Source organism: Bauldia sp. (genome assembly GCA_037200845.1).
Lineage (GTDB): Bacteria > Pseudomonadota > Alphaproteobacteria > Rhizobiales > Kaistiaceae > DASZQY01.
Genome location: JBBCGQ010000001.1, coordinates 1,444,898 through 1,457,831 on the forward strand (window position 1 = coordinate 1,444,898; position 12,934 = coordinate 1,457,831).

Annotated in this window: 9 protein-coding genes; 6 read left to right on the forward strand and 3 right to left on the reverse strand. The window is 67.2% G+C overall.

Annotation, left to right across the window (positions count from 1 at the left end; translation table 11 throughout):
• Together WDM94_06980 and WDM94_06985 are read right to left on the reverse strand one after the other, a co-directional pair.
• On the reverse strand, positions 1-2,346 hold the full coding sequence (locus WDM94_06980) for an ATP-binding protein (GenBank protein ID MEJ0012365.1): 2,346 nt from the start codon (positions 2,344-2,346) through the stop codon (positions 1-3).
• Positions 2,347-2,451: 105 nt separating this feature from the next.
• Entirely contained in the window at positions 2,452-3,468 is a 1,017-nt protein-coding gene (locus tag WDM94_06985; protein ID MEJ0012366.1) for a LysR substrate-binding domain-containing protein, read from the reverse strand.
• A 107-nt stretch (positions 3,469-3,575) separates the two neighbouring features.
• On the opposite strand from WDM94_06985, the gene WDM94_06990 reads away from it, so the two are divergent.
• Positions 3,576-3,752, forward strand: coding sequence for a hypothetical protein (locus WDM94_06990; protein ID MEJ0012367.1), 177 nt, complete (start codon positions 3,576-3,578; stop codon positions 3,750-3,752).
• Between the two features lie 4 nt (positions 3,753-3,756).
• Here WDM94_06990 and pepN read toward each other — a convergent pair whose 3' ends face one another.
• Entirely contained in the window at positions 3,757-6,387 is a 2,631-nt protein-coding gene (gene pepN / locus WDM94_06995) for an aminopeptidase N (protein ID MEJ0012368.1), read from the reverse strand.
• 202 nt (positions 6,388-6,589) lie between these two features.
• Here pepN and WDM94_07000 point away from each other — a divergent pair, with 202 nt between their 5' ends.
• The 5 genes from WDM94_07000 to WDM94_07020 are packed head-to-tail and all read left to right on the forward strand — an operon-like array spanning position 6,590 to position 12,875.
• Entirely contained in the window at positions 6,590-7,615 is a 1,026-nt protein-coding gene (locus WDM94_07000) for a LacI family DNA-binding transcriptional regulator (GenBank protein MEJ0012369.1), read from the forward strand.
• A gap of 22 nt (positions 7,616-7,637) precedes the next feature.
• Positions 7,638-9,095: a xylulokinase gene (xylB, locus tag WDM94_07005; protein ID MEJ0012370.1), complete on the forward strand. Its 1,458-nt coding sequence runs from the start codon at positions 7,638-7,640 to the stop codon at positions 9,093-9,095.
• Positions 9,092-10,405 carry a xylose isomerase gene (xylA, locus tag WDM94_07010; GenBank protein MEJ0012371.1) on the forward strand — a complete coding sequence of 438 codons (1,314 nt, stop codon included), beginning with the start codon at positions 9,092-9,094 and terminating at the stop codon, positions 10,403-10,405. The genes xylB and xylA overlap by 4 nt, the downstream gene beginning before the upstream one ends.
• 39 nt (positions 10,406-10,444) lie before the next feature.
• Entirely contained in the window at positions 10,445-11,683 is a 1,239-nt protein-coding gene (locus WDM94_07015) for a TIM barrel protein (GenBank protein ID MEJ0012372.1), read from the forward strand.
• Positions 11,684-11,705: 22 nt separating this feature from the next.
• Entirely contained in the window at positions 11,706-12,875 is a 1,170-nt protein-coding gene (locus tag WDM94_07020) for a Gfo/Idh/MocA family oxidoreductase (GenBank protein ID MEJ0012373.1), read from the forward strand.
• The last annotated feature ends 59 nt before the right edge of the window (positions 12,876-12,934 follow it).

Consider the following 12,934-nt stretch of genomic DNA (forward strand, 5'->3'; position numbering starts at 1 on the left):
CTACGCCGCCGAGCGATGCGGCTCCGGCACGGGCGGCGCCAGCGGCAGCCTTACCGACACGATCGTACCGCGGCCTTCCGTCGAGCGGATGCGCATCGTGCCGCCGTGAAGCGAGGCCTGCGACGAGGCGATGGCGAGGCCGAGGCCGGAACCGCGATGGTTCTTGGTGAACTGGTTCGACACCTGCTCGAACGGCCGGCCGAGCTTGTTGAGCGCCTCGCGCGGGATGCCTATGCCGGAGTCGGAGACCGAGAACGTCGCGGCGCCGCCGACGGCGCGGGCGCGCACGCGGATGCGCCCGCCGGCCGGCGTGAACTTCACCGCGTTCGACAGAAGATTGAGCATGATCTGCGTCAGCGCGCGCCGGTCGCCGCGCATGTGGAGGCCGTGGCCGATCTCGGGGACCACCTCGATCTGCTGCGCCGCCGCCATGGTCGAGACGACGCGGATCGATTCCTCGACCAGCTCGTCGAGGTCGAGGTCCTCCGGGTGCAGCATCATGCGGCCGGCCTCGATGCGCGACATGTCGAGCACGTCGTTGATGACGCCGAGCAGGTAGGTCCCGCTCTGGTGGATGTCCTGGCAGTACTCGACGTACTTGGCGGAGCCGAGCGGGCCGAACATCCCGGACTCCATGATCTCCGAGAAGCCGATGATCGCGTTGAGCGGGGTGCGCAGCTCGTGGCTGATGTTGGCGAGGAACTCGGACTTCGTCCGGTTCGCCGCCTCGGCGCGGTCCTTCTCCTCGGCGTATTTCTCGGCAAGCTCGACCATCTGCTGCGCCTGCTGTTCCAGCTTCTGGCGGGATTGGCGGAGGTCCGCGATGGTCGCCATCAGCCGGCGCTCGCCGTCGATCAGCTTGCTCTCGTGGCGCTTGAGCTGGGTGATGTCGGTGCCGACCGAGACGAAGCCGCCGTCCTTGGTGCGCCGCTCGTTGATTTGCAGCCAGCGCCCATCCTCGAGCTGCAACTCGAAGCTCCGCGCGCCGTCTTCCGGCTTGCCATCGACGACGACCTGCGAACGCACCAGCGGCTTGCGGCCGGCGGCGATGACTTCGTTATAGGCGGCGCCGGGCTGCAGGGCGGCGTCGGGGATACCGTGGAGCTGCTGGTATTTCGAGTTGCACATCACCAGCCGGTTTTCCGAATCCCACAGCACGAAGGCTTCCGACACCGTCTCGATGGCGTCGCGGAGGCGGATGTCGGCGGTCTTGGAGCGCTCCACCAGCCGCATCTGCTCGGTGACATCGACGGCGATGCCGATGAGGTGCGGCTCGGCCCCGCCGCCGTCGACCAGTTCGGCGCGGGCGCGCAGCCACACCCAGCGGCCGTCCTCGTGGCGCATGCGGAACATTCGGTCGACCGTGGTCTCGGCGCTGCCGTACATCGATTCGGCGAGCGCCATCAGGTCGCCGTCCTCCGGGTGCATCAGCCGCGCCACCTCGCCGTAGCCGAGCAGCGCGTCGCGCGGCTCCAGCCCGACCAGCTCGAACATCGAGCGCGACCAGAACATGCGGCCCTTGGCGAGATCCCAGTCCCACAGCCCGCAGCGGCCGCGCATCAGCGCCGTCTCGAAATGGGCCTGCGTCTCGGTGTAGATGCGGTCGGCTTCCGCCGCCCGCGACACCTGCGCGAAGTAGCCGTAGAGGATGACCAGCAGGATGGCGCTGGTGCCGACGAAGATGGTGACGTTGAGCGACACCGCCTGGCGCCAGCCGGCGTAGACTGCGGCGACCGGCTGCACGACCGCGACGAAGCCCAGCGGCGCGCCGATCTCGGTGGCGGCGGCAAGCGCCGGGTCGTTGTTGGTGAGGTTGATCTCGAGCACGCCGGCGCGGGCGCCGAACGTGGTGAGCGGCTGCGCCTCGCCGATGATGTCGGTGAGCGCCTTGCCCTCGATGTCGGTGGCGCGCGGCGCCGTCGCGACGATGATGCCGGCGTCGTTGGTGACGTAGATGCGGCGGTCGTCGGCGGTGGCGCCCGCCGGCAAGGCGTCGGCGAGCATGTTGAGGATCGCGTCGGTCGATAGCGGCGTCGCGCCTTGCCCGGCGAAGGCGGCCGAGGTGACGGCGGCGATCATCGCGACGCTCTGGCGCGCGTTGGTCTCGTGGTCGGCCTTCTGCTGGTAGAGTTCGACGAAGCGGGCGAGGCCCACCATCACCAGAAACATCACGATCAGGATCGGGATCGCCCGGCGCAGCGCCGGCTCGGCCGCGAGCAGCTTCTGGTAGGCGGGATGCGCGAGCAGCTTCGCGTGCCCCGGAATGCCGGTTTTCCCGGCCGCTCCGTTACCGGAAAAAGGCAAACGCTTCGCCACGGGCGGCTGTGCCGCCTCGGCCCGCGCCATGCGCGCTCCTCTCGATTTGATAAATGATTTTCGGGAGACGCCACGACCGAATCACCGTCATTTGAATCGACGGGAATCGGCTTGTCCAGAGCGTAAATGAAGTATTTACGAATGTGACAGTCGCCGTCGCCGAGCCAAGGTTTCCGCGGGCTTTTTGCGACTCCGGTAGGCGTACCAATCCGAATCGCGCGCCAAGTCGAACGGCGTCAGCAGTTCCAGCAGCCGCTCGCGCAGCCAGCGATGCTCGGGGTCGCCGGTGTGGCGCCGGTGCCAGAACAACTGCAGCGTCACGGGTTCGACCTCGAACGGATTGCGGTAGACGTTGAGTTCAAGGCGCTCGGCGAGAGCGCGGGCGAAGGGCGGCGGCACGTTGCCGACCAGTTGGCTCTGTGCCGCGATGCGCGCGACGGCGAAGAATTGCGGCACGCTCGCCACCACGTTGCGCCTGAGGCCAAGCTTCGCCAGCGCCTCATCCTCGCTGCCGAACATCACGCCGTTCGGCGCGAAAAGGATATGCCGCATCTGCAGGTACAGATCCATCGGGATCGTGTCGCCATCCTTGAGGCCGGCGCGCGCAAATTGCCGGTTCCTGCGGCTGGCCACCGCGGCCGAGGCGCCGCGCGCGGCGACGACGTGCTCGACCCAGTCCGGCGTCTCCTGGCTCTCGGAGAACGCCAGGTCGACGGTGCCGTCGGCGAAAAGCGCTGCCAGAGACTGCGGGCCGAGCGGCAGCAACTGAAGCCGCATCGACGGCGCCTGCTCGGACATCAGCGTCAGCAGGCCGGGCAGGACCATCTCCGCCAGAAAATCTTCGCTGACGATGCGGAAGGTGCGCGTCGATCTCGCCGGGTCGAATTTGGCGCCGCCGGACAGCGCGCTCTCGATCTGCTGAAGCGCGTCGCGGAGCGGAGCGTCGAGCGTTTCGGCAAAGGCCGTCGGCACCATGTGGTTTCCCTCGCGTACGAACAGCGGATCGCCGAGCGCATGGCGGAGGCGGTTCAGCGCCGAGCTGACGGCGGGCTGGCTGAGCCCGACGCGCTCGCCGACACGCACCGTGCTGCGCTCGGCGAGCATCGCTTCAAGCACGCGGAGGAGATTGAGATCGAGAGCCTGCCAATTCATGACATGAATATATCATATACAATCTATCCATTTCATAAATTCCGCGTCGCACGGCAAAGTCTGCCCATCGCAACGGCCACAGCGGCCGAAACAAGAGGAAGATGAAAATGGAAACGATGATTGTCGCCGGTCAGGCCGCCGCCTTCGCCAAGTCCCGCCGCCAGGGCGAGGACGCCTTCTACCGGCAGCAGGCGCCGCGCCGGCCCATCGCCATCCGCGGCCTGGACGTCGTCCTCGCGGTTGCCCTGATCGCGTTTGTCGCAGTCGGCGTGCTGACCGCCTGAGCGGTCAGGCGAGCGTCCGCGTGACGATGTCGCGCGTGTCCGACGAAAGGTCGGAAACCTGCGCTACCTTGCGCAGCGCCTTCTCGGCGAGCGCGCGCCGCCTGGCTTCGAGCGCGCGCCAGGAGCGGAAGCTGACCAGCAGCCGCGCCGCGGTCTGCGGATTGCGCCTGTCGAGGTCGATGACGAAGTCGGCGAGGAAGTCGTAGCCGGCTCCGTCGGCGCGGTTGAACTGCGTCTGGTTGCCGCCGGCGAAACTGCCGACCAGCGCGCGGATACGGTTCGGGTTGGTGGCCGCGAAGCTCGGATCGTCGAGGAGGGCGCGGACGCGGTCGAGCGTCTCCGGCGCCGGCACCGACGCCTCGAAGCCCAGCCACTTGTCGAGCACCAGTGGATCGTTCGCGTAGCGGCGGTGGAAATCTTCCAGCGCGGCGATGCGTTCCGGCCGCGCCGCAGCGACGAGAGTGCTGAGCGCCGCCGAGCGGTCGGTCATGTTGTCGGCTTCATAGTAGCGGCGCACGACGCGGGCAACCGCATCGGCGTCGCCATTCGCGGCGGCAAGATCGAGCGCGACGTTGGCGAGCGCCCGGCGGCCGGCCGAGGCGGCATCCGAGGTGAAGGTCCCGCCGGTCGTCATGCGCTCGGCGACGGCGGTCAGCCGCGCACCGGCACGAACGCCGATCGCGGCACGGAAGCTGTTGCGCGCGGTGGCGATCGCCTCCGGATCGACGTCGCGGCCGATCTCCCGCGCAATGTCGGATTCGCCCGGCAGCACCAGCACCTGCGCGCGGAAGGCGGGCTCGAGGTCGTCGTTCTCGGCGACCTCGGCGAGCGCGTCGATCAGCTTGTCGTCGGCGGACAGGGAGCGCCTCGCGGCCACGGCAGCGGCGCCCGCGATCAGCCCGCGCACGATTAGCGTCTGCGCTGCCTGCCAGCGGTTGAAGGGATCGGCGTCGGTACGCAGCAGGAAGAGAAGATCGGCCGGCGGTGTGTCCATCACCAGACGCACCGGCGCCGAGAACCCGCGGAACAACGACGGCACCGGCTTGGTCGACACGCCGCGGAAGACGATCGTCTGCCTCGCCTCGGTGAGGTGGATGACGTTGCCCTCGACGCGTCCGCCGGTGGTGCTCTCGTAGGCGAGGTCGGCGCCGTTCTGGCCGACGAGGCCGAAGCGGACGGGAATGACCATCGGCTTCTTCAGCGGCTGCCCAGGCGTCGGCGGGCACGTCTGCGACAGCGTCAGCGTGTAGGTCTTCTGCTGCGCATCATAGACGCCGCTGGCGGTGACCTCGGGCGTCCCGGCCTGGCTGTACCAGAGCTTGAACTGCGTCAGGTCCACCTGGTTGGCATCGGCGAAGGCGGCGAGGAAATCCTCGATCGTCACCGCCTGGCCGTCATGCCGCTGGAAGTAGAGGTCCATGCCGGCGCGAAAACCGTCGCGCCCGATCACGGTCTGCAGCATGCGCACGACCTCGGCGCCCTTCTCGTAGACCGTCGGCGTATAGAAGTTGTTGATCTCGGAATAGACCTCGGGCCGCACCGGATGGGCGAGGGGGCCGGCGTCTTCCGGGAACTGGCGCGCGTGCAAGGTGCGTACGTCGGCGATGCGCTTGACCGGCCGCGAGCGCACGTCGGAAGAAAATTCCTGGTCGCGATAGACGGTCAGGCCTTCCTTCAGGCAGAGCTGGAACCAGTCGCGGCAGGTGATGCGGTCGCCCGTCCAGTTGTGGAAGTATTCGTGCGCGATGACGCCCTCGACGAAGACGAAGTCGACGTCGGTGGCGGTGTCGGGATCGGCCAGCACGTACTTGTCGTTGAATACGTTGAGGCCCTTGTTCTCCATCGCGCCCATGTTGAAGTCGGACACGGCGACGATGTTGAAGACGTCGAGATCGTACTCGCGGCCGAAGGCGGTCTCGTCCCAGCGCATCGATCGCTTCAGCGCCTCGAGCGCGTAGGCACAGCGATCCTCCTTGCCGTGCTCGCAGTAGATGCCGAGCGCGACGTTGCGGCCGGACATCGTCTTGAACGTGCCGTGGATAGACCCGAGGTCGCCGGCGACCATGGCGAAGAGATACGCCGGCTTCGGAAACGGATCGTGCCAGACGGCGAAGTGGCGCCCGCCGGGAAGATCACCGGACTGCGTCAGGTTGCCGTTCGACAGCAGCACCGGCGCGCCGGCTTTCGGCGCCTCGATGCGCGTCGTGTAGACCGCGAGCACATCCGGCCGGTCGAGGAAATACGTGATGCGGCGGAAGCCTTCCGCCTCGCACTGCGTGCAGTAGGTGCCGCTGGAGCGATAGAGCCCCATCAGCTTCGTGTTGGCGGTCGGGTTGATCTCGGTCTCGACGGTCAGCGTGAAGCGGCCGGCGGGCACGTCGCGCACCGTCAGCCGCTGCGGCGTCGCATGGTAGCGGTTGGCGGGCAGCACCGTGCCGTCGAGGGCGACCGACACGAGCTTCAGTTCGTCGCCGATGAGCACCAGGTCGCTAGCTCCGTCGCGCGGCCTGAGCTTCAGGATCGCGGTTACCCGCGTCGCCTCCGGGTCGAGCCGGAAGGTCAGATCGACCGTGTCGATCCAGAAATCCGGCGGGCGGTAGTCTTCCAGGCGAACGGGCGCCGTCTCGATCTTCATGGGGCAATCTGCTGTTTTCGGTAGGTGGCTCGCCCTTTCTGGCGCATTCGGGGCCGCTCTGCAATTGAGGGATGCGCGGCCTTTCATGGGTGCGCGGGCAGATGGATTTAGTTCATATTTGAAGTGCGCCCCTCTCGCCTCGCATTGGCCGAATTGCAATCCATTCCGGGCCACGTTAAGGAGCGGTGTGGAGGGGTTTTTGATGCCGCGTACCACGCTTGAGGACGTCGCCCGCACGGCGGGCGTCAGCCTGGCGACAGTTGATCGTGTGTTGAACCGGCGTCCCGGCGTTCACGCGAATACGGCGGAGCGTGTCCAGGCGGCGGTCGATCTCCTCAAGTATCGCCCGGACCGTCTCGCCGCGCGGCTCGCCCGCGGCCGCGACCATCGTTTCCGCTTCGTGCTGCCGACGGGCGACAACGCCTTTATGCAGACGCTCGAGAAGGAGGCGCTGTCCGCCGCCGAGCGTTTTGCCGAGGAACGCGTGCAGATCGGCATCACGCACGTCGACGTGTTCGACGGCGATGTACTCGCCACCGCGCTCGAAGGGTTGCAGGGCGAGGTCGACGGCATCGCGGTCGTCGCCCTCGACCATCCGCGCGTCCGTGAAGCCATCGACGATCTCGCCGCCGCAGGCGTGACGGTGGTGACGCTGGTCTCCGACGTGCCGCGCGCCGGCCGCGCCCACTACGTCGGCATCGACAACTCCGCCGCCGGCCGCACCGCCGCGAGTCTGCTCGGCCGTTTCCTCTCCGGCCGCGAGGGCAAGGTCGGCCTGATCGCCGGCTCGGTCGCGCTGCGCGATCATATCGAGCGCCAGCTCGGCTTCGAGCAGGTGATGAGCCGCGACTTTCCGCATCTCAAAGTGCTGCCGATCCGCGAAGGGCGCGACGAGGACGAGCGCGCCGAGGCGCTGTGCCGCGACCTGCTGCGCGACCATGCCGATCTGGTTGGCGTCTACAACATCGGCGCCGGCACCTCGGGCGTGGTCACGGCGCTGGAGTCGGCCGGGCGCGAGCGCGACATCGTCTTCATCGCCCACGATCTCACCACCTTCAATCGCAAGTACCTGATCCGCGGCGCCATCGACGCCGTCATCCACCAGGATCCCGGCCACGAGGTACGCAGCGCCGTGCGGCTGCTGCTCGCCGAGCGCGAGGGCGTGCCGATCTACCCCGGCCAGGAGCGCATCCGCATCGACATCTTCCTGCGCGAAAATGTTCCGTAGACGGCGCGGGGAGGCGCTCTGAATGTACGTCGGCCTGGATATCGGCACCTCGTCGGTGAAGGCGGTTCTCATCGACGAGAACCAGAAACTCGTCGCGAGCGAGACGGCGCCGCTGGAGGTGTCGCGCCCGCATGCCGGCTGGTCGGAACAGGACCCGGACTCATGGTGGACGGCGTGCGAGGCGGTGATGGATCGCCTGGCGCAGTCGCATGCGCGTGAGCTGGGCGCCGTCAAAGGCATCGGCCTCTCCGGCCACATGCACGGCGCGACGCTCCTCGATGCGAACGACAAGCCGCTCCGGCCCTGCATCCTGTGGAACGATGTGCGCTCCGCCGACGAAGCCGCGGCGCTTGACCGCAACCCGATCTTCCGCGCCCTCACCGGCAACATCGTGTTCCCCGGTTTCACCGCGCCCAAGCTGGTATGGGTCGCGAAGCACGAGCCGGAAATCTTCGCCAGGGTCACGACGGTCCTGCTGCCCAAGGACTACGTCCGGCTGAAGCTCACCGGCGACCGCGCCTCCGAGATGTCGGACTCGGCCGGCACGTCGTGGCTGGACGTCGGCAAACGCGACTGGAGCGACGAGCTGCTTGCGGCGACCAAGCTCGCCCGCAAGCAGATGCCGAAGCTTTACGAAGGGTCGCAGGCGACCGGGAAACTGCGCGCCGATCTCGCCAAGCGCTGGGGCATCGCGACGGCGCCGGTCGTGGCCGGTGGCGGCGGCGATAACGCGGCGTCGGCTTGCGGCGTCGGCGTGGTCAAGCCGGGCACCGCGTTCCTGTCGCTCGGCACCTCCGGCGTGCTGTTCGTTTCCAACGCGCGCTTCTCGCCGGATCCGGCGACGGCGGTGCACGCCTTCTGCCACGCCGTGCCCAACACCTGGCACCAGATGGGCGTCATTCTTTCCGCCGCCGGCGCGCTCGAATGGCTGGCCGGAGTCTTCGCAACCGATGCCGCGCACCTGACCAAGCCGCTGGAAGGCGAGAAGGGCGGCCCGGGCGACGTGATGTTCCTGCCGTATCTCGGCGGCGAGCGCACGCCGCACAACGACGCCGCGATCCGCGGCAGCTTCACCGGCCTAAACTACGCCACCGACAAGACGGCGCTGACCCGCGCCGTGCTGGAGGGCGTCGCCTTCGCTTTCGCCGACAGCCTCAGGGCACTCAGCACCGCCGGCGCCGATGTCGACCGCGCGCTGGCCGTCGGCGGCGGCTCGCGCTCGCGCGCGTGGCTGCAGATCATCGCCAGCACGCTCGACATCGCCATCGACGTTCCGGAGGAGGGCGACTTCGGCGCGGGCTTGGGCGCCGCGCGACTGGGCCTCATCGCGGCGACCGGCGCTGATCCGTTCGCGGTCTGCACGCAGCCGAAAATCCGCGAGACGATCGAGCCCGACCGGAACCTCGTGCCTGCTTATGCAGCGGCCTACGCGACCTACAAGAGACTCTATCCTGCCATCAAGGAGGCAATGCCCCGATGAGTGCTCGTTTCTTCACCCAGGAGAAGCCAATCAAGTACAAGGGCCCGAAGGCCGAGGGTCTTGCCTACCGCTGGTACGACCCGAACCGGAAGGTGCTCGGCAAGCGCATGGAGGATCATCTCCGCTTCGCCGTCGTCTATTGGCACTCGTTCACCTGGCCGGGCGGCGATCCCTTCGGCGGCGAGACTTTCAACCGCCCGTGGATGCACACCAACGACGCCATGGAAGGCGCGCGCCAGAAGGCCGATGTCGCCTTCGAGATGTTCCGCCTGCTCGGCGTTCCGTTCTTCTCGTTCCACGATCGCGACATCGCGCCGGAAGGCGAGACGCTGGCCGAATCCAACAAGATGGTCCGCCAGATCGGGGAGATCTTCGCGAAGAAGATGGAGAAGACCGGCGTAAAACTCCTCTGGGGCACCGCCAATCTCTTCTCCAACCGCCGCTACATGGCAGGCGCCGCGACCAACCCCGACCCGGAAATCTTCGCCTACGCCGCAGGGCAGGTGAAGAACGTGCTCGAGCTGACGCATGAGCTTGGCGGCGCCAACTACGTCCTGTGGGGCGGCCGCGAGGGCTACGAGACGCTGCTCAACACCGACATCAAGCGCGAGCTGGCGCAGCTCGGCCGCTTCCTGACGCTGGTCGTCGAGCACAAGGAGAAGATCGGCTTCAAGGGCACCGTCCTGATCGAGCCGAAGCCGAAGGAGCCGACCAAGCACCAGTACGACTACGACGTCGGCACCATCTTCGGCATGCTCAAGCAGTTCGGCCTCGAGAAGCAGGTCAAGATCAACATCGAGCAGAACCACGCTATCCTCGCCGGCCACACCTTCGAGCACGAGCTGCAGCTTGCCGGCGCGCTCGGGATCCTGGGCTCGATCGACATCAACCGCGGCGACTATCTCCTGGGCTGGGACACCGACCAGTTCGCCATGAACGTTCCCGAGATGGCGCTGGCGGCGCTCGCCATTCTCAAGGCCGGCGGCCTCGGCACCGGCGGCTACAACTTCGACGCCAAGATCCGCCGCCAGTCGATCGACCCGGACGATCTGCTCATCGCGCACGTCAACTCGATGGACGCCTGCGCCCGCGGCCTGCTCGTCGCCGAGAAGATCATCGAGGACGGCAAGCACGACGCCTTCCTCGCCGACCGTTATTCCGGCTGGGACGGCAAGGAGGGGAAAGCCATCCTCGCCGGCAAGCGCTCGCTGGACGACCTCTCGGACTATGTGCTGAAAAAGAAGCTCGATCCGCAGCCGAAGAGCGGCAAGCAGGAATATCTCGAAGGGCTGATGAACGACTATCTCTGACCAGCGCCGGCAAACAGAGCGCGACCGGGAGAAACGAAAATGGTGCAGGCATTCGAACCGAAGTTCATGAAGGTCGGCGTGCTGACCGCGGCGTTGCAGGAGCTGACGCCGCGCAAGGTTCGCGATCCCGATCCCGACAAGGCGATCGAGGACTGGCTGGATTTCGCCAACGATCTTGGCGTCAAATACATCCAGCTTTCGGCGGCGTTGCACCCGTCGGAGTCGGACGTGCCGCCCGAGGCGATGCTCGACCCGGTCGCCAACACGCTCGATTTGCGGAAGCCGTTCGACAAAGCGCGCGCCACGCGCGTCGCCGCGGCGATGAAGTCGACGGGCGTGTCGCTGTCGGACATCGGCTACTTCGACAACATGCTGCATGGCGATCCGGCCATCCGGAGGAAGAAGGCCGACTTCATGGTGCGCGCCATGGACGCGGCGGTGCTGCTCGGCACCGACGCGGTCTGCGGCTTCGTGGGCCGCAATCAGGAACACTCGATGGATCAGAACCTCGACGACTTCGTCGAGGCCTTCATTCCCCTGCTCAAGGCCGCCAAGGATCGCGGCCTCGTCTATCGCGTCGAGCAGTGCCCGATGCCCGGCTGGACCGTTAAGGACAACTGGCACAACAATATCGCCTACACGCCCGGCGCCTGGATTGCCCTCCATCGCATCGCCGAGAAGCACGGCGTCGGCGACCAGTTCCGCATCCACTACGATCCGTCGCATGCCATCCTGATGGGCCAGGATACGCGCTCGATTTTCCAGTACCTCAAGGACACCGGCTACGGCTTCCTGATCGCCGGCTTCCACGTGAAGGGCCAGGTGATCGACTCCAAGGGCATCGCCGCCTGGGGCTATGGCGGCCAGACCATGGAACGCGGCGACTGGAAGGGCGGCAAGCCGTCGACCAATGCCGCCGACTGGGGCAACGCCTGGAAGAAGCAGGTCGCCTTCAGCGAGCACGAGCTGCCGGGCACCGCACGGCACGATCCGCTCGCCTATCTGCAGAACCGCACCGTGGATTGGCTCGACCACCAGCTTGCCGCGCGCGAACTGCTGCCGCTCGATCCGGCCAAGACGCACATCGTCGTCGAGCACGAATACGGTCCGGCGCGCGTGCAGGAACGCGAGAAACTGAAGCCGATCCTGCAGGGCTCGATCGCCTTCACCCGCTACATCGACGAGGCCGCCGCCGCGATGTACGCGCTCCAGCACGAGGTGCTGAAGAGCCAGAACATTCCGGTGCAGGGCGTCGGCCGCCAGGCCTACCGGTCGTAAGCAAGAACGAGGGGGAGCGACAATGGTTGAAGCAAGAAGCGACGCCAGCACCGGCCGGCGCATCCGCCTCGGCATGGTCGGCGGCGGGCAGGGCGCCTTCATCGGTGCCGTCCACCGCATCGCCTCACGCATCGACGACCGGTACGAGCTGGTCGCCGGGGCGCTGTCCTCGACGCCGCAGAAGGCGATCGACTCCGCGCTGGAGATCGGCATCGCTCGCGACCGCGCCTACGGCAGCTTCGAGGAGATGGCCAAGGCCGAGGCGAAGCGCGCCGACGGCATCGAGGCCGTCGCTATCGTGACGCCCAACTACATGCACGCCGGGCCGGCAAAGGCTTTCCTCAAGGCCGGCATCCACGTCATCTGCGACAAGCCGCTGGCGCTCTCCGCCAAGGAGGCGAAGGAACTGGTCGCGCTGACCAGGAAGACCGGCAAGATTTTCGCGGTGACGCATAACTACACCGGCTACCCGATGATCCGGCAGGCGCGCGCCATGATCGCCGCCGGCGAGCTCGGCGAGATCCGCATCGTCCAGGCCGAGTACGCGCAGGACTGGCTGACCGAGAGCACCGAGGGCAAGGGCAACAAGCAGGCCGACTGGCGCACCGACCCGAAAAAATCAGGCGCCGGCGGCGCGCTCGGCGACATCGGCACGCATGCCTATAACCTCGCGTGCTTCGTTACCGGCCTGACGCTGGATTCACTGCTGGCGGACCTCACCTCGTTCGTGAAGGGCCGCAAGCTTGACGACAACGACAATGTGCTGCTCCGCTTCAAGGGCGGCGCCAAGGGCATGCTCTGGGCGAGCCAGGTCGCGCCCGGCAACGAGAACGCGCTGACGCTGCGCGTCTACGGCACCAAGGGCGGCCTGTCGTGGAAGCAGGAGGACCCGAACTACCTCTGGTTCGCGCCCTTCGGCCAGCCGCCGCGCAAGATCACCCGCGGCGGCGCCGGCGCCGGCCCCGAGGCGGCGCGCCTCACGCGCGTTCCTTCCGGCCACCCGGAGGGCTACCTCGAAGGCTTCGCCAACATCTACTCCGAGGTCGCCAAGGCGATCGTCGCGGCCCGCACCGGCGCCAAGCTCGACCCGGCGGTGACCTTCCCGACGGTCGAGGACGGCCTCAAGGGCATGCAGTTCATCGAGGCGGCAGTGAAATCGAGCGCCAAGGGCGCGACGTGGGTGAAGGTGTAGGCCACACCTCGAGAGGATAGGGAGACCGTGCGGCTCCTCTCCGGTTTCCCGCGAAGGCA